We start from the raw sequence: 17,099 nt of genomic DNA, 5'->3' as shown, positions 1-17,099 counted from the left end.
GTCGCGTCAAAGGCCCTCCGTCAGCGCTTCGCGCTGCCNNCTACGCGACAGGGAGGATCAACGGACCCTCACCCCAGCGCCATCAATGCCTTCATGACGTTCATCGACTGCTCGCTGCCCGATTGCGGCACGATTTCGCCGGTGCGGTCGATGATCTTCTCCCACGCCGCGGCAACGCCTTCGGGGGTGCGGTCATCCTCAGCCAGCGCGACGCCGGGGGTCATGGTGACATAGGCGGCGTGATACGCACCCGCACCCGCGCCGATGATCATGTTCGTCGGCGCATCTTCGCTGACCAGATAGAGCGCGGCAGGCACGACATTCTCCGGCGTGAATTTTTCGAACAATTCGGCGGGGAAAATATCCTCGGTCATCCGCGTGCCTGCAACCGGCGCGATGGTGTTGCAGCGAATGTTGTACTTCGCGCCTTCGAGGTGGAGCGTCTTGGTCAGCCCGGCGAGGCCGAGCTTCGCGGCGCCATAATTGGCCTGGCCGAAATTGCCGTACAGTCCGGTCGACGACGCGGTCATCAGGATTCGGCCATAGGCCTGCTCGCGCATCAGGTCCCAGCACGCCTTGGTGACATTGGCGCTGCCGCTGACGTGCACTTTCAGCACCAGGTCGAAATCGGCGGGCTCCATCTTGGCAAAGCTTTTGTCGCGCAGGATGCCGGCGTTGTTGATCAGGACGTGGACGCCGCCCCAGGCTTCCTTGGCCTTGGCGACCATTTCGACCATCTGCTCATATTCGGTGACGCTGCCACCGTTCGACATCGCGGTGCCGCCGAAAGCCTTGATTTCTTCGACCACCTGTAGCGCCGCGTCCGAATGGCCGGTGCCGTCGCGCGATCCGCCCAGATCGTTGACCACGACCTTGGCTCCGCGCCGCGCGAGTTCGAGCGCATAGGCACGGCCCAGGCCGCCGCCTGCGCCGGTAACGATAGCAACGCGCCCGTCAAATTTGATCGTCATGATGGTCTCCCGGATGGGGCCGCCCCAAGAAAGGTTGCCCGAAAAAACTGAGACGTCCTTAGCCGTTCACGCTTGGCAGGCAAGGGGGTCAAAAAATGACCGCTGAAACATAAATGTCATTCAAATGACGTGAATCTGTCACGTAACCGTCATAGCAGCGCCTCCAGATTGTCACCTTTCGCAACGGAGCAGTTCCCTCATGCGCCACGCCTTGACCGCCGCCCTGCTGGCGACGTCGATGTTTTGCCTGCCCACCGCCGCGCGCGCGCAGGCGATGACGGCACAGGAAGCGGCGCAGCTGCGCGCGGAGCTGGCGGCGCTGAAGGCACAGGTGCAGACGCTCGAAACGCGGCTCGACGCCGCGACTGCGCAGCCGACGCCTGCTCCGGCGCCGACGCCCGCGCCGCCGTCGGTGACCGCGAAACCCGCGACCGAGATCGGCTGGAAGGGCGCCCCCGAAATCAAGACCGCCGATGGCTGGATCTTCAAGCCGCGCGGTCGCGTCCAGCTCGATATGGCTTCGGTCGATACCCCCGCGGGCGTGACCGGCATCCGCGGCGGTCTCGCCACGGAATTCCGCCGTGTCTATCTGGGCGTCGACGGCAAGATTCCCGGCGGCATTTCCTACCGCGTCGAGGCCGATATCGCGAACAGCGAGGTCGAACTGACCGACGTCTATATGAGCTACGGCACTGGCCCGCTGACGGTGACCGCGGGACAGGTCAAACCCTTCTGGGGGCTCGACGACATGACGAGCGACCTGTTTACCAGCTTCATGGAGCGCGCCGCGTTCGTCCAGGCGTTCGGGTTCGAGCGCCGCGTCGGGCTGTCGGCGCAGTATAAGGGCAAGGCGCTGTTGTTGCAGGGCGGCGTATTCGGCGACAACGCCCGCGACCTGCTCAGCGACAGCAACCAGAGCCTCAGCGTCGATGGCCGTGTCGTGTTCATGCCCAAGCTGGGCGATACACAGCTGCACCTGGGCGCGTCGGGCCATTGGCGCGACCCGAACGACCCCGCGACGATCATCCGCTATCGCGCGCGGCCGTTCGTTCACACGACCGACGTGCGGCTGGTCGACACCGGGCTGATCGACGTGGCCAGCGAACGCGGCTTCGGGTTGGAGGGAGCCGTGCTGGCGGGTCCGTTCCACGCGGCGGGCGAAGCCTATTGGCATCGGGTCAAGCGCAACGGCGCTGCCGATCCGACCTTTTTCGGCGGCTATGCCGAGGTCGGCCTGGTGCTGACGCCCGGCGACGCGCGCGGGTATAAGGACGGCGCGTTCGACCGGCTGAAACCGGCGAAGCCGATCACCGCAGGCGGCATCGGCGCGATCGAAGTCACCGCGCGCTACGACCATCTCGACCTCAACGACGGCGCGATTATCGGTGGGCGGCAACAGGCGGCACTGATCGGGCTGGTCTGGGCGCCGATCGACTATATCCGCATCACCGCGAATTACGGCAAGCTGTGGATCGACGATGCGCGCGTCGCGACGGCGGCGGGGGATCGGGATTATACGGTCGATACGTTCGGGCTACGGACGCAGATCGATTTTTGATCCGGCAGGCCGGTTTGGGGTGGGGAGCCGACGTTGGCTTGATATCCCCTCCCGCAAGCGGGAGGGGCAGCGAGACTTACGAACTTGTTCGTTAGTCGCAGCGGGGCGGGCCTTCTCACCGTTGCTGCCCACCCCAACCCCTCCCGCCTGCGGGAGGGGAGAAGAAATGTCCGATAGCTAACGACGAGAAAAATTCCCTTCGCCTAATCCGGCTTCCAATGCGGCCAACCGTCTCCGCAAAGCGCCGAACCGGTACAGAAATTTCCTTCCTCCGGTGGGCGGCTAGCTTATGAGCGTCGCAAATAATCACACCGATGGGCCGGTCGCATCGACACCAGCCCGATCCCACCGTTGGAGCCTCACATTGACCAAAAACCTCTTGCTCGGCGCCATCGCCAGTCTGATCCTGACCGGCTGCTCGGACACCGCCAACGGGCAGGCGGCGGCCTCCGCCAAATCCTCCGCGCCTGTGCAGCGCGGTGAGGGGCTGCCTTACGAAATCTCCGACACCCAGGTCTGGGATGTTCCCGATCCTGTCTCGGGCCGCACCTACCAGGTGTTTGTCGCGCTCCCGCCATCCTACGGCGAGCAGCCCGATCGCCGTTACCCCGTGCTGTACGTCACCGACGCCGATTACGCCTTTCCGGTGATCAAACAAATTGGCCGTCGCCTGAACGTCGAGCGACCCACAGTCGAAGAGTTCATCCTGATCGGCCTGTCCTATGCGAAGGGCGAGGGCGGGATGCAAAGTCGGCGGCGCGATTACACGCCGACACCGAACGGCCCCAGCACCGCGCCCGCCGACGCCGAACATGGCAAGGCCGCGGCCTACGCCGCTTATGTCCGCGACCAGGTTTTGCCCTTTGTCGCCAAGCGTTTCCGAACCGACGAGCGCCGCCGGCTGTTCCTCGGCCATTCCTATGGCGCGCTTTTGGGCAGCGAAATCCTGTTCAGCGAGCCGCGCCTGTTCGACGGCTATATCCTCGGCAGCCCGTCCTTCTGGTACGACCGTCACCATATGGCGGCGCGAGAAAAGGCCTATGCTGCCAAGCACAAGGATCTGCCCGCGCGCGTCTATATGTACATCGGTGAATATGAAGAAATGCGGCCGGGCGACCCGCGCTATGCCAAAGACGTCAATATGGTAACCGACACCCAGACCATGGACCGGGCGCTGCGGTCGCGCAATTATCCGTCGCTACGCCTGGAGACGGAGGTGCTCGGCGATGAAGATCATGTCACCGTCGCGCCGCGCGGCTTTACCCGCGGATTGAAATATCTGCTCCCGGCCAAAGCGCCGTAACGCCCGAAGGAATCAGCTGCTCTTGCCCGAATCCAGCGCGTAGCCTGCCGACCGCACGGTGCGGATGATGTCACTCGTCCCCGGCAGGTTGATCGCCTTGCGCAGCCGCCGGATATGCACGTCGACCGTCCGCAGTTCGATGTCGCTGTCCTGGCCCCACACGCTGTCGAGCAATTGCCCGCGCGAAAAGACGCGGCCCGGATGCTCCATGAAGTGGCGCAGCAGGCGAAATTCGGTTGGCCCCATCGCCACCGTCTGGCCACCCCGTATCACCTTGTGCGCGACCGAATCGAGTTCGATGTCGGCATAGGACAGCAGTTCGCCGGCCAGCGCTGGGCGCAAGCGGCGGAGCACCGCCGAGACGCGCGCGACCAGCTCGCGCGGGCTGAACGGTTTGGTGACATAATCGTCGGCGCCGGTTTCCAGCCCGCGAATGCGGTCCTCTTCCTCGCCGCGCGCGGTCAGCATGATGATTGGCACATTCGCCGATTTAGGGTTGCGGCGCAGGCGGCGGCAGACTTCGATGCCGGGCAGGCTTTCGATCATCCAGTCGAGCAGGACGATGTCGGGGACGCGCTCCTCGACCAGCACCAGCGCCTGTTCGCCGTCGGGCGTTTGCCGGACCGAAAAACCCTCGCGTGCGAAATGCCATACGATGAGTTCGGCAATCGCCTCGTCATCCTCGATCAGCAGCAGGTCGGGTTGCGGCATCAGCCTTGCTCCTGCTCCGCGGCGCCATCTTCGGGTTGCTCGCCGCGCTCGCGCTCCTCCATATGTTCGCCGGTCACGACATAATAGACCATCTCGGCGATGTTCGTCGCATGATCGCCCATGCGTTCGAGGTTCTTGGCGACGAACAGCAGATGCGCGCTTTCGCTGATGTACTTCGGATTTTCCATCATGAAGGTGACGAGGGTGCGAAAGATGCTGTTGTAGAAATCGTCGACATTCTTGTCGCGGACGGTCACCCGCACCGCGAGTTCGGCGTCGCGCGCCGCAAAGCTGTCGAGTGCGTCGTGGATCAGTTCGGCGACGATCGACGACATCGACATCAGCAGCGGGATCGCCTCGATCGACCGCGTCTGGTCCATCAGCGCGACGCGCTTGGCGATATTCTTGGCATAATCGCCGATACGTTCGACGACGGAGACGATCTTCAGCGCCGCGATCATCTCGCGCAGGTCGTCCGCCATCGGCGCGCGCAGCGCGATCGTTTGGACCGCGAGTTGCTCGACTTCGCTTTCCAGCGCGTCGATTTTCTTGTCGTCGCGCACGACCTGCGCCGCGAGGTCGAGGTCGCCCTTGTGAAGCGCGGTCATCGCCTGGAGCAGCGCCTGTTCGGCGCGGCCGCCCATTTCGCTGATCAGCCCGCGCAGGCGGTTTAGGTCTTCGTCGAAAGCCTTGACCGTGTGATCGTTGACTACTGCCATCGTTCTTGTCCTTTAGCGCCGCGACTTAACCGTAGCGGCCGGTGATATAGTCTTTGGTGCGTTCCTGCTTCGGGTTGGTGAAGATGTCGGTGGTCTTGCCATATTCGACCAGCGTCCCGAGGTGGAAAAAGGCGGTGCGCTGCGACACGCGGGCCGCCTGCTGCATGTTATGCGTGACGATCACGATGGCGAATTTGCCGCGCAGTTCGTGGATCAGCTCCTCGATCTTTGCGGTCGCGATCGGGTCAAGCGCCGAGCAGGGCTCGTCCATCAGGATCACTTCGGGATCGACCGCGATCGCGCGCGCGATGCACAGCCGCTGCTGCTGTCCGCCCGACAGCGCGGTGCCGCTTTCGAGCAGACGGTCCTTGACCTCGTCCCACAGCCCGGCGCGGACCAGCGCGCGCTCGACGATGACGTCGAGGTCGGCTTTGGTCGGCGCGAGGCCGTGGATGCGCGGGCCATAGCCGACATTGTCGTAGATCGACTTGGGAAAGGGGTTCGGTTTCTGAAACACCATGCCGACGCGGGCGCGCAGCTGCACCACGTCCATCGACGGCGCGTAAATATCCTCGCCGTCCAGCTCGATCCGGCCCGTCACCTTCGCGCTCGCGACGGTATCGTTCATCCGGTTCAGCGAACGCAGAAAGGTCGACTTGCCGCAGCCCGACGGGCCGATAAACGCGGTGACGAGGTCGGTGCCGACGTCGATCGACACATTGTTGATCGCCTGTTTTTCGCCGTAAAAGACGTTGACGCCTTCGGCCTTCATCTTGGGGTCGGCGATGGTAAGATCGTCTTGGGTCATAATCACCAGCGTTGTTCGAATTTGTTGCGAAGATAGATCGCAAAGGCGTTCATCGACAGCAGCACGACAAGCAGCACGATGATCGCGGCGGAGGTTTTCTCGACAAAGCCCCGGTCGACTTCGTCCGACCAGAGGAAGATCTGCATCGGCAGCACGGTCGACGGCGAACAGATGCCGCCCGGCACGTCGCCGATAAAGGCGCGCATGCCGATCAGCAGCAGCGGCGCGGTTTCGCCCAGCGCGCGCGCCATACCGATGATCGTGCCGGTCAAAATGCCGGGCAGGGCGAGGGGCAGGACGTGGTGGAAAACCACCTGCACCGGGCTGGCGCCGACCCCCAGCGCTGCGTCGCGGATCGACGGCGGCACCGATTTGATCGCGTTGCGGCTGGCGATGACGATCACCGGCATTGTCATCAGCGCCAAGGTCAGCCCGCCGACGAGCGGGCTCGCCTGACAGATGCCGAACCAGTTGATGAACACCGCGAGCGCCAGCAAACCAAAGATAATCGACGGCACCGCGGCCAGATTGTTGATCGACACTTCGATCAGGTCGGTCCAGCGGTTCTTCGCCGCATATTCTTCCAGATACAGCGCCGCGAGCACCCCGGTCGGAAAGGCGATCAGGAAGGCGATGAAGATCGTCAGCACCGATCCTTTCAGCGCGCCCCAGATCCCCGCCACTGCGGGATCGGTCGCATCGGCATTTTTGAAGAACGGCCAGTGGATGCCGGTCGACAGCTTGCCGCCCTTTTCCAGCGCCTCGACCTGCGCCCCCAGCGCGCCCGCCGCGCCGTCCTTGGCCGCCATGTCGACCGCGCTCGCGGTCGGCAGTTCGAACACCGTCTTGCCGTCGAGAAGGCTGGGATCGTCCTTGATCGCGCTGCGCACTTCCTTCCACGCATTCTCGCTAATCAGCTCCGACCCGCCTTCGCCCAGCGCCTCGTCGGCGGCAAAGGCGACGATGTCGGCCAGCCCCGCGCTCGCGATCACCTGATCGGCGTCGGCGTCGCTCAGCCGCGCCTTGTCGATCGTCAGCGGCATCGCCTTGAAATCGATCGGCACCGCGACATTGGTGTAGGTGAAACCGCGCGCGCCGTTGCCGACCATCACGAACAGCAGGAACGCCAGGAACGCGCCCGACAGCAATACCGCGCCCAGCCCGATAAACTTGAAGCGGCGTTCGGCGGCGTAGCGACCCGCGATGCGTTTCTGCATCGCCGCGCCTTTCCAGTCGGTGGGATTGGTGGGCTTATTCATAAGCTTCGCGATACTTCTTCACGATCCGCAGCGCGGCGATGTTGAGCAGCAGGGTGACGACGAACAGCACCAGCCCCAGCGCAAAGGCGGCGAGCGTCTTGGCGCTGTCGAATTCCTGGTCGCCGGTGAGCAGTTTGACGATTTGCGCGGTCACCGTGGTGACGCTGGCAAAGGGGTTGGAGGTCAGGTTCGCCGACAGGCCGGCGGCCATCACCACGATCATCGTCTCGCCGATTGCGCGGCTGACCGCGAGCAATATGCCGCCCATCACGCCAGGCAAGGCGGCGGGGATCAGCACCTGGCGGATCGTCTCGTTCGGCGTCGCGCCCAGCGCCAGCGATCCGTCGCGCATCGCCTGCGGCACCGCGTTGATGCTGTCGTCGGCCATCGACGACACGAACGGGATGATCATCACCCCCATCACGATGCCCGCCGCCAACGCGCTTTCGGTGGAGGCGTTGGGGATGCCCAGCATCACCGCAAATTCGCGCAAAGCAGGCGCCACCGTCAGCGCGGCGAAATAGCCGTACACGACGGTCGGCACCCCGGCCAATATCTCCAGGATCGGCTTGACCCAGCGGCGCACGACCGGCGCGGCATATTGGGTCAGATATACTGCGGTCATCATGCCGATCGGGATCGCGACGATCATCGCGATGATCGCGCCGATCAGCACCGTGCCCCAGAACAAAGGAATACCGCCGAACGTATCGTCGACCGGCGCCCCGCTCTGCGGCGCCCAGTTGGTCCCGAACAGCAGCTCCAGCGGCGACACGAGCTGGAAAAAGCGGATTGATTCGAACAGCAGCGACAGCACGATGCCAAAGGTCGTCAGGATCGCGACGAGCGACGCGAGCAGCAGCACCGCCATCACGATCCGTTCGACCCGCGTCCGCGCCCGGAAATCGGGTTTGATCCGGGTGAAGGCGTAGAGGCCGCCCGCCAGCGCCAGCGCCAGCATCGCCGCAATGCCGATCCACGCATATTTATGCGCCGCATCGGCATAGGGCTGAACCAGCGGCGCCGCGGCGGGCAGCCGCACCGCGTCCTGCTTGCCCAGCGCTACGCTGCGCGCATCGGACAAGATCGCGCCGCGCTCGAAGCCGAACGAGGGCAGCGATTGCGCCGCTTCGTCGGTCAGAACTTCGTTGGTGATCAGCCCCGGCGACACCGACGACCACACGGCCAGAAACAGCGCCGCGGGCGCGAACAGCCACAGCGCGACGTACCAGCCATGATATTGCGGCCGCGAATGCAGCTTGGTCCCGGCGCGCCCCGCCAGCAGGTTCGACCGCTGCCGACCGGCAATCCAGCCGATCAGCGCGAGGCCCGCGATCAGGAGTAACAGGGCGGCGGCGTTGAAGGTCACGTTTCAGTGATTCCCAAGTTTCCGTTCGTATCGAGCGAAGTCGAGATACGTCTGGCGCAGCGCTCGCGTGTCTCGACTTCGCTCGACACGAACGGGGGTAGGCGGGTCCAAAAAACCGGTGACCGGGGCAGGCCGAAACCCGCCCCGGTCACCAGCGGGGGGAAACTCAGTTCAGCTCGGCACCGTTCAGCGCGGTCATGCCGGTGCCGTTCGCCTTCGCGGCGTCCGCGATCGGCTTGGGCGACACAATCAGGCCCTTGGCGTTCAGATAGCCGCCTTCGCCCGCGCCCTTCAGGAACTCGGCGACAAATTCGGCGAGACCCGGGACGACGCCGACATGCGCCTTCTTGATATAGATGAACAGCGGGCGCGATCCCGGATAGCTGCCGTCGGCGATCGCGGCATAGGTCGGGGCAACGCCCTGGATCGGCACCGCCTTGATCTTGCCCTTGTTCGCATCGAGATAGCTGAAGCCGAAAATGCCCAGGCTGGTCGGGTTCTTATCGAGCTTCGAGATGATGAGGTTATCATTCTCGCCCTGCTCGACATAGAAGGGCGCACCGCGCAGCGCGGTACAGGTCGCTTCATGCTTGTCGGCATCGCTGGCCTTCAGCGCCTTCATCTCCGGGTTCGCATCGCAACCGCGGCCCAGGATCAGTTCCTTGAACGCGTCATAGGTACCGCTGGTCGACGGCGGGCCGAACACCGAAATGGCGACCGCGGGCAGCGCCGGGTTGACGTCTTTCCATGTCTTGGCGGTGTTGGGCTTGCCATAGGGGTTGGCGGCCAGCGCCTTGTACACATCTTCTTCGGTCAGCTTGAAACCGGGGCCGCGCGTCGCTTCGCCCAGCGCGATGCCGTCGATGCCGATCTGGACTTCGACGATGTCGGTCACGCCGTTTTTAACGCAGCTGTCGAATTCCTTCTTCTTGATCCGGCGCGATGCGTTGGCGATGTCGGGGGTGTCGCCGCCGACGCCCGAACAGAAGCGCTCGAAACCGCCACCGGTGCCGGTGCTGTCGATCTTTGGTGTCTTGTTGCCCGTCGCTTCGGCGAATTTCTCACCAACTGCGGTGGCAAAGGGATAGACCGTCGAAGAACCGGCGGCGCTGATATAATCGCGCGCGCCGCCACCCGACGAAGCCTGATCCTGACAGGCGGAAAGCGCCAGCGCGCACACGGCGGCGCCAACGACGCCAAGGGTGCGGGGCGCGAATTTCTGAGCCATGGAAAATCCTGTTGATGGGGGTCGTTACCGAACCAAGCCACCACCCCCGCGGCGACTCGCTGAGCGCCATTTGGGGGTTTTGTGTGACGTGTTTGTGACAGCGAGTGTCATGGAAGTGTCATGGATGCGCTGACCGGCTAGCGTTATGCTTGTCTACGAGCCTAGCATGTGAAACATAGAAGAAACGGTGGAGGCGTCGGTGGCAAAAATTCAAAACCCTACTCTGTTTTCAAGATATTTTGGAATTCCCGCTACACTGCTGGATGATGCGGGTCTCATTGACCCGTTTGTCGATGTAGACACGCAACTATTTATCGATCCTGTATTGCTTGAAAAATCCTCGAACATTTTGATGTCGGGAGATGCAATAACAGCATTTCGTAGCCATTTCGAAAACTTCGTTCGGCTCATCACTATCTCCGAAAAAGAAGGTGACGTGGCATGGCGAACGGCTGAGAGGCTGCTCGATCTTAGGGAGCCTCCAGAGAATGGATTGGGATACGGCGGAAGTGGGCGATCAGGAAGCTCGCGGCCAAATGAAGTTCGTGATTCCATCATGCGGACCGCAAAAGAGATCGTCAATTTAGGATCGAAAGACCCGGAGATGATCTCGTTAATGGGCTTCTTTGAAGAAAATGTTGGCCCTGATACTATCAGCGACTTCACGACACGCGTCATCATTGAGCAGCTCGCGCAGCTAACCGAAGATTTTTGCAGTGCTAATGACATAGAATTGCACAAAAATGCCGTCTTACCTGATCGGCGTTTGCCTCGGGTGCTGGATAAAAATGGAAAAGAAAAATTCGTGGTGCTGGTCCCCACCGATGTTGTTCGGGAACTGCCGATCGCAAATGATTGGGGTGATATAGAAGCTGCCGTGTCTCATAATGCCAAGATCAGGCAGGCCGTGAATTCCATGCTGGCGGGTATCGCCCAGCCGACCGTTACAGATCGAAAAGACGCGTTGCGTGCCATCGCCCTTCAATCGCCCCAAAATTTTGAGGAGTTCTTGGCAGCAGTGAAGGAGCACGTGCGCACTTACGACCCAAACGTTGACGCACTCGCATACTATAAAATGAAAGCGATATTTGGGTCTGGCTTTGATGGATTGAAGAGCGACGCTCGATATGACCTAAAAAAAGGGCCCGACGAGATAGCCAGGCTGGTGCATGACACTATCAATTTCTTCAAGCATCATGTTGAAAACGGAAATCTTTGGGAGGAATTGTGGATAGGAGACAAGCCAAAGAAAGAGCGCGCACCACAGCTAATATATTACGCCATCGCGGATGCTTATTGTAGTGCCCATGACGTAGATATATCGCCTGAGGCCAATATGGGAGGCGGCCCGATAGATTTTAAATTCTCAAATGGTTATAGGGCGCGAGTGCTCGTCGAGATGAAGCGCTCTAGTGGCACTGTCCGTCATGGATACGATAAGCAACTTGAGATTTATCTCGACGCATCTCGATCTCAACACGGCATCTTTGTAGTCATGGACTATGGTGACCTTGGTCAGAAGCTAGACCAAATCTTGAAAATACAAGAATACCGTAGAGTGACCGGTCAGCGAGCATCCGATATAGTCGTTATTGATGCGACGAAGAAGCAATCTGCTAGCAAGCGAAAATAGGTGTAGGGGGAAAAAAATGATCCTCATCACCGGCCACGTCATCCTGACCCCCGAGCATCGCGAGCGCATGATCGCGCTCGGCGCCGCCCCCGGATCAAGTCCGGGGTGACGGCGCGCGGTCGCGCGGCGAGGCGGGGTGTCTGGCGCACAACTGCCATATCCCTCGACTTCGCTCGGGACAGTCGGACTAAAGTCGCCTCGTCTTTGTCGGCCCCGGATCAGGTCCGGGGTGACGGGGCGGATATGGCCGCGGTGCGCGCCCGTCATCCCGGACCCCGATCCGGGATCGCGGTCCCCGCATCGGGCGCCTTCGTCGCCGATCCCGGATCAAGCCCGGGATGACGTGCGCGCCCTCTCGCCGCATCCGCCGGTGATGCGGATTTTCTCGGGCGAAGATGTGACGGCGCGGGTGGTGGGATAAGAGCGTCTCACGCAAAGGCGCAAAGCCTGTCCTGAGCGTGTCGAAGGGGCGCGAAGAAGAAAGAATTTATCTCACGCAAAGACACAAAGAGGGCCGTTTGGGCCGGGATCGGCAGTGGGCCTGTCCGGCGTATCATTATATGGCCGGACAAGTCCGGCAGGACAATCAGCGACCTTGGGTCATCATGCGATGCTGCCGTCCACGCCGCCATCTTTGTGTCTTTGTGTGAGACCCTCTTCTTTCCTTCTTTTTTGCGCCTTCGCGCCCCTTCGACACGCTCAGGACAGGCTTTGCGTGAGATTCTTTTTTACCGGCGACACAAAGCGGGACCCCGATCCCGTTCGGGCGACGAGCACGGGAGTCAGGGACGGATGACGATGTAGGAAAATAACCGCTTTCCTACATTGTTTCGCTGTGCCAGCCTTCATCCCAGCTCTTTCAAATCACGGACAACAGCCGTGCCGCCGACCTGCGGCCACAGCGCTGGCGCGCAGCGCTCCCGCGCCCCGGGGACCGTCGGCGGCACATCGGCGCCTGAGGCTGAACTTTACTGAACTTTGGCTTGCCCTGCCGCACCGCGGGCTGCGGCCCGCCGATTTCATACGCGCCGCGCCCCGCGGCCATGCTATCCTACGTCCTCAGGGGAGATCGTCGGCGATACGGCCGACTCGATGCCCCGCGACAGGTTGCCGACAAGGCCGCGCTCCGCGGTCCGGGTCGACCGGGAAGGCGTGGCCGCAGGCCGCCGATATGCCGCAGATCAATCTGGGCCGCACCCTTGGGCTGGCGGTGGTGCTCGCGTCCGACGCGCCGCTGCTGCTGCTCGACGAGCGGCTGGTGGTCGTCGCCGCCAGCGACAGTTTCTGCGCCGCGTTCGGCATCGACCCCGCGACCGTCACCGGCATGCGGCTGTACGACCTTGACCATCATCACTGGGACTTGCCGCGGCTCCACTCGCTGATCGACGCGACCCTGTCGGGACAGGCCGATGTCGAGGCCTATGAGATGGAGATCAACACCAGCGCCGGGGATTCGCGCTGCGTCGTCATCAAGGCGCAGCGGCTGGACTATGGCGATGTGGAGCAGACGCGGATGCTGGTCACCGTCATCGACGTCACCGACGCGCGGCAGAATGAAAAGCGCAACAAGGAGCTGATCCACACCAACGCCGAACTGCTCCACGAAATGCAGCACCGCGTCGCCAACAGCCTGCAAATCATCGCCAGCATCCTGATGCAAAGCGCGCGCAAGGTGCAGTCGGACGAGGCGCGCGGCCATCTGAGCGACGCGCATCAACGCGTGATGTCGATCGCGACGCTGCAACGTCACCTCGCCCATTCGGACGCCGGGCAGGTCGAGCTCGAACCCTATCTGGCGCAGCTGTGCGCCAGCATCGGCGCGTCGATGATCTATGACCGCGAACAGCTGACACTGACCACCGCGGTCGATCCTGTGTCGATTGCGGGCGACATTTCGGTCAGCATCGGGCTGGTCGTCACCGAATTGGTGATCAATGCGCTGAAGCACGCCTTTCCCGAGGGGCGCCAGGGACATGTCATCGTCGGCTATGCGGCCCACGGCGCCGACTGGACGCTGTCGGTCAGCGACGACGGCGTCGGCATCCCCGAAACCGGCGCGGATTCGCAAGCCGGCCTCGGCACCCGCATCGTCCAGGCGCTCGCCAAACAGCTCGGCGCCGAAATCACGGTGAAGGATACTGCGCCGGGCACCCGCGTGTCGCTGGTCCACACCAAAGCGATCGCGCGCGAAGTCGCGGCGAATGACCCGGCGGAGGAAGCGGCGGTTTGAGGCGGCGTCTCTCGCTTGCGGGATGGCGCGGGGGAGGGCATGGGTCTCGACGCGGGGAAGGCGGCAAGCCCTCCCAAACCTCTCGCTGAGGAGAAGGGTTGAGCCGGGGGGCCTATGAGCGGGTTTGAATTCATCTTTTCGCTGTTCGGGCTGATCCTCGGCCTCGCGCTGGCCGAGGGGCTGGGCGGGCTCGCGCGCGCGCTCAAGACGTCGCACCGAGTCCGCATCGGCTGGCCAACCGCGCTGCTCGGGCTGTTCGTGTCGTGCGACGTTGTCACCTTCTGGATGTACGGCTGGGCGGTGCGCGACGCGCTGCCGCTGAACTGGCCGGTGTTGTTCGGCGGCTTTGTCGTCACCGCGCTCTATTTCGTCGCGGCATCGCTGGTGTTTCCCGACGATCCCGAAGGCTGGGACGACCTCAACGCCCATTTCGACAAGCACCGGCGCAAGGTGATCGGCGGCGTGTTCCTGTGCAATGTCGCCCTGATGGGCGTCGTCACCTGGCTGGGCGGCTTGCCCGCCCCGACCAGCCTGCGCGCGATCATCATCGCGTGGAGCTTCTTCCCCGTCGCGCTGCTGGCGATCGCGGCCAAGGACCGCCGCGTGGTGGTGGGATGCCTGATCTGGCTGATCGCGCTCTACCCGCTGTCGGCGGTGTGGCATTAGCTTGGGGGAACCACCCCAAACCCGTTCGTGTCGAGCGAAGTCGAGACACGTGACGTCGCGCGCGAACTCGGCGTGTCTCGACTACGCTCGACACGAACGGCATTGGAGGTGCGGGGAGACCGAGGGGGCGAACGCCGCTCACTGCACCGCCACCCACGCGCCGCCCTGCCGCCGATAGATCAGCGGCGAGATCGAGCGGCTCGCATCGTCGAACTTCGCTTTGGCAAAGGCGGGCAGCCCGTCGCGCAGGTCGGCCTCGCGCGCGTCGACCGCCATCAACAGGTCGTCCGCCGGCACGACGACGCGCATATGGCCATCCAGCGCCGCGTCGAGATCGTCCCAGCCGTCGGCCAGCATCAGGCTGGCAAGATAATCGGCCTTGGGCAGCGCCACGACGTCGCCGACCAGCTTTCCCGCGGTGGGCAGCGGCGGCAGCAACGCCAGCACCTGTCGGCGCGCGCGGGCCATGACCTCGTCCTGCGTCCGTTGCACGCGGGCGAGGTCGCGGAGCATCCACGGCCGCGCCGTTTGCGCGCTGTCGGCGACGACAATCAGCTCCAGCCCCGGAGCATAGGGGGTGGCAAAAATGACATCATCGCCCTGGGCGCCGCGTTCGGCCAGGATCCGGTTGCGATGGGCCGCATAACCGGCGTCGCGGACGACCAGCCGCAGGCTGCGCAGCTCGGCCTCGACCTCGGCATCGGTGGGCGCCGTCGGCGTCGCCACATCCGGGGCCTTGGCCGGTGGCACGGCCGCCTGCGCGCTGCCCGCACCCAGCAGCCCCGCCGCAAAGCCGACCGCCTTGCCGAATATCGATTTGCCAGCCGCCATCGGCTCCGCCTCCTTGCGCAAAGATAGTCAGCCTAGCGACGCGCGGCGAAGGCCGGAACGGCGGACAATGCACCGGGTCATGATGGAAGCCGGAGACGGGTTACGGTGCGGGGAAGGGCGGTGAGACTTGGTTCAACTTCTATACCACAACTGCCCAAGTTCCGTTCGTGTCGAGCGAAGTCGAGACACCCGTGCGTGGCACCTGCCTTCCCGGTGTCTCGACTTCGCTCGACACGAACGGAAATGAAAGTGCGGTGTGACGGGGAATTATCCGCCCTATTTCAGCATCGGCGCCAGATACTGCCCGGTAAAGCTCCGCGGGTTCTTCGCAACCTGCTCGGGCGTACCGCTCGCGACGATCTCGCCGCCCTTGACCCCGCCCTCGGGGCCGAGGTCGAGGATATAGTCGGCGGTCTTGATGACGTCCAGATTATGCTCGATCACGATCACGCTATTGCCTTGTTCGACCAGCTGCTGGAGCACTTCGAGCAACTTGCGGACATCCTCGAAATGCAACCCGGTGGTCGGCTCGTCGAGGATATAGAGCGTCTGCCCTGTCGAGCGGCGCGACAATTCCTTGGCCAGCTTCACCCGCTGCGCCTCACCGCCCGACAGGGTCGTCGCCTGCTGCCCGACCTTGATATAGCCAAGACCGACGCGGACCAGCATCGCCATCTTCTCGCGGATCGACGGCACCGCCTTGAAGAATTCGGTCGCATCCTCGACCGTCATGTCGAGCACGTCGGCGATGCTGTGGCCCTTGAATTTCACCTCGAGCGTTTCGCGGTTGTAGCGTTTGCCGTGGCACGTCTCGCACGTCACATAGACGTCGGGCAGGAAGTGCATCTCGATCTTGATCAGCCCGTCACCGGTGCAGGTTTCGCAGCGCCCGCCCTTGACGTTGAAGCTGAAGCGTCCCGGCTTGTACCCGCGCGCCTGGCTTTCGGGCAGCCCGGCGAACCAGTCGCGGATGATCGTGAACGCGCCGGTGTAGGTCGCGGGGTTGCTGCGCGGGGTGCGGCCGATCGGCGACTGGTCGATGTCGATCACCTTGTCGCAATGCTCCAGCCCTTTCAGGCTGTCGTGCGGCCCTGCGATCATTCGCGCGCCGTTGAGCACGCGCGCCGCGCTGGCGTAAAGCGTGTCGATGATCAGGCTCGACTTGCCGCTGCCGCTAAGGCCGGTGACGCAGGTGAAGGTGCCGAGCGGGATTTTCGCGGTCACATTGTTGAGGTTGTTGGCGCGCGCGCCCTTTAGCACCAGATCGAAGCCATTGCCCTTGCGGCGATGCTTTGGAATCTCGATGCGCTTGGTGCCGTTGAGATAGGCGGCGGTCAGGCTCTTGTCGCTTTTCAGCACCTCCTCTAGCGTGCCTTCGGCGACGATCTCGCCGCCGTGCAGCCCCGCGCCCGGCCCCATGTCGACGACATAATCGGCGTGGCGAATCGCGTCCTCGTCATGCTCGACGACGATCACCGTGTTGCCGAGGTCGCGCAGGCGTTTCAGCGTCGCGAGCAGCCGGTCGTTGTCGCGCTGGTGCAGGCCGATGCTCGGTTCGTCGAGGACGTAGAGCACGCCGCTGAGGCCCGAACCGATCTGCGACGCGAGGCGGATGCGCTGGCTCTCGCCGCCCGAAAGTGTTCCCGACGTGCGGTTGAGGTTGAGATAGTCGAGCCCGACATTGTTTAGGAAGCCGAGCCGTTCGTTGATCTCTTTCAGGATCGCCTTGGCAATCTGTTTCTGCGTATCGTTCAGCTTTGCATCGAGGGTGCTGAACCATTCGAGCGCATCGGCGACGCTGCGCTGCGCCGAC

14 protein-coding genes are annotated in these 17,099 nt (G+C 63.1%); 5 read left to right on the top strand and 9 right to left on the bottom strand.

Translation table 11 applies throughout. The annotated features are described in order from the left end of the window. Positions 1-68 precede the first annotated feature (68 nt). Positions 69-971, bottom strand: coding sequence for an SDR family NAD(P)-dependent oxidoreductase (locus B4F07_RS01670; protein WP_293697429.1), 903 nt, complete (start codon positions 969-971; stop codon positions 69-71). A 199-nt stretch (positions 972-1,170) separates the two neighbouring features. On the opposite strand from B4F07_RS01670, the gene B4F07_RS01665 reads away from it, so the two are divergent. Further along, complete coding sequence (locus tag B4F07_RS01665; protein ID WP_293697427.1) at positions 1,171-2,529, top strand: OprO/OprP family phosphate-selective porin; 1,359 nt, start codon at positions 1,171-1,173, stop codon at positions 2,527-2,529. Between the two features lie 364 nt (positions 2,530-2,893). After that, positions 2,894-3,832: an alpha/beta hydrolase gene (locus B4F07_RS01660; RefSeq protein ID WP_293697425.1), complete on the top strand. Its 939-nt coding sequence runs from the start codon at positions 2,894-2,896 to the stop codon at positions 3,830-3,832. 12 nt (positions 3,833-3,844) lie between these two features. Here B4F07_RS01660 and phoB read toward each other — a convergent pair whose 3' ends face one another. The 6 genes from phoB to B4F07_RS01630 form a co-directional block, all read right to left on the bottom strand. Beyond that, a complete protein-coding gene (gene phoB, locus B4F07_RS01655; RefSeq protein WP_293697423.1) occupies positions 3,845-4,543 on the bottom strand; it encodes a phosphate regulon transcriptional regulator PhoB in 699 nt (232 codons plus the stop codon). Then, the gene (gene phoU / locus B4F07_RS01650) at positions 4,543-5,262 is read right to left on the bottom strand and encodes a phosphate signaling complex protein PhoU (protein ID WP_088441636.1); all 720 of its coding nucleotides are present in this window, start codon (positions 5,260-5,262) and stop codon (positions 4,543-4,545) included. The genes phoB and phoU overlap by 1 nt, the downstream gene beginning before the upstream one ends. A gap of 25 nt (positions 5,263-5,287) precedes the next feature. After that, positions 5,288-6,070, bottom strand: coding sequence for a phosphate ABC transporter ATP-binding protein PstB (pstB, locus tag B4F07_RS01645; RefSeq protein WP_293697519.1), 783 nt, complete (start codon positions 6,068-6,070; stop codon positions 5,288-5,290). 2 nt (positions 6,071-6,072) lie between these two features. Next, on the bottom strand, positions 6,073-7,329 hold the full coding sequence (gene pstA, locus B4F07_RS01640; protein WP_293697418.1) for a phosphate ABC transporter permease PstA: 1,257 nt from the start codon (positions 7,327-7,329) through the stop codon (positions 6,073-6,075). Then, entirely contained in the window at positions 7,322-8,698 is a 1,377-nt protein-coding gene (pstC, locus tag B4F07_RS01635) for a phosphate ABC transporter permease subunit PstC (protein ID WP_293697416.1), read from the bottom strand. Before pstC ends, pstA begins: the two co-directional genes overlap by 8 nt. Positions 8,699-8,864: 166 nt before the next feature. Next, the gene (locus B4F07_RS01630) at positions 8,865-9,926 is read right to left on the bottom strand and encodes a substrate-binding domain-containing protein (protein WP_293697414.1); all 1,062 of its coding nucleotides are present in this window, start codon (positions 9,924-9,926) and stop codon (positions 8,865-8,867) included. Between the two features lie 199 nt (positions 9,927-10,125). On the opposite strand from B4F07_RS01630, the gene B4F07_RS01625 reads away from it, so the two are divergent. The 3 genes from B4F07_RS01625 to B4F07_RS01615 all read left to right on the top strand — a co-directional run bounded on the left by B4F07_RS01625 (position 10,126) and on the right by B4F07_RS01615 (position 14,455). Further along, positions 10,126-11,559 carry a hypothetical protein gene (locus tag B4F07_RS01625; protein ID WP_293697412.1) on the top strand — a complete coding sequence of 478 codons (1,434 nt, stop codon included), beginning with the start codon at positions 10,126-10,128 and terminating at the stop codon, positions 11,557-11,559. Between the two features lie 1,171 nt (positions 11,560-12,730). Continuing rightward, a complete protein-coding gene (locus tag B4F07_RS01620) occupies positions 12,731-13,789 on the top strand; it encodes a sensor histidine kinase (protein WP_293697410.1) in 1,059 nt (352 codons plus the stop codon). Between the two features lie 114 nt (positions 13,790-13,903). Beyond that, positions 13,904-14,455 carry a hypothetical protein gene (locus B4F07_RS01615; protein WP_293697408.1) on the top strand — a complete coding sequence of 184 codons (552 nt, stop codon included), beginning with the start codon at positions 13,904-13,906 and terminating at the stop codon, positions 14,453-14,455. A gap of 138 nt (positions 14,456-14,593) precedes the next feature. Here B4F07_RS01615 and B4F07_RS01610 read toward each other — a convergent pair whose 3' ends face one another. Together B4F07_RS01610 and uvrA are read right to left on the bottom strand one after the other, a co-directional pair. Further along, entirely contained in the window at positions 14,594-15,286 is a 693-nt protein-coding gene (locus B4F07_RS01610; protein ID WP_293697406.1) for a hypothetical protein, read from the bottom strand. Positions 15,287-15,562: 276 nt separating this feature from the next. After that, positions 15,563-17,099: excinuclease ABC subunit UvrA (gene uvrA / locus B4F07_RS01605; RefSeq protein WP_293704461.1), on the bottom strand; the 1,537-nt coding region annotated here is incomplete at its 5' end.

Origin of the sequence: Sphingopyxis sp. UBA6723 (assembly GCF_002454115.1) — a bacterium.
In the GTDB taxonomy this organism is placed as follows: domain Bacteria; phylum Pseudomonadota; class Alphaproteobacteria; order Sphingomonadales; family Sphingomonadaceae; genus Sphingopyxis.
This window is presented reverse-complemented; position numbering and strand designations above follow the sequence as displayed.

What these genes read in the sequence shown, in the direction of transcription:
- B4F07_RS01615 (WP_293697408.1), top strand. Translation starts at nt 13,904, where the DNA reads ATGAGCGGGTTTGAATTCATCTTTTCGCTGTTCGGGCTGATCCTCGGC.
- B4F07_RS01620 (WP_293697410.1), top strand. Translation starts at nt 12,731, where the DNA reads ATGCCGCAGATCAATCTGGGCCGCACCCTTGGGCTGGCGGTGGTGCTC.
- pstA (WP_293697418.1), bottom strand. Translation starts at nt 7,329, where the DNA reads ATGAATAAGCCCACCAATCCCACCGACTGGAAAGGCGCGGCGATGCAG.
- B4F07_RS01630 (WP_293697414.1), bottom strand. Translation starts at nt 9,926, where the DNA reads ATGGCTCAGAAATTCGCGCCCCGCACCCTTGGCGTCGTTGGCGCCGCC.
- B4F07_RS01610 (WP_293697406.1), bottom strand. Translation starts at nt 15,286, where the DNA reads ATGGCGGCTGGCAAATCGATATTCGGCAAGGCGGTCGGCTTTGCGGCG.
- phoB (WP_293697423.1), bottom strand. Translation starts at nt 4,543, where the DNA reads ATGCCGCAACCCGACCTGCTGCTGATCGAGGATGACGAGGCGATTGCC.
- phoU (WP_088441636.1), bottom strand. Translation starts at nt 5,262, where the DNA reads ATGGCAGTAGTCAACGATCACACGGTCAAGGCTTTCGACGAAGACCTA.
- B4F07_RS01670 (WP_293697429.1), bottom strand. Translation starts at nt 971, where the DNA reads ATGACGATCAAATTTGACGGGCGCGTTGCTATCGTTACCGGCGCAGGC.
- pstB (WP_293697519.1), bottom strand. Translation starts at nt 6,070, where the DNA reads ATGACCCAAGACGATCTTACCATCGCCGACCCCAAGATGAAGGCCGAA.
- B4F07_RS01665 (WP_293697427.1), top strand. Translation starts at nt 1,171, where the DNA reads ATGCGCCACGCCTTGACCGCCGCCCTGCTGGCGACGTCGATGTTTTGC.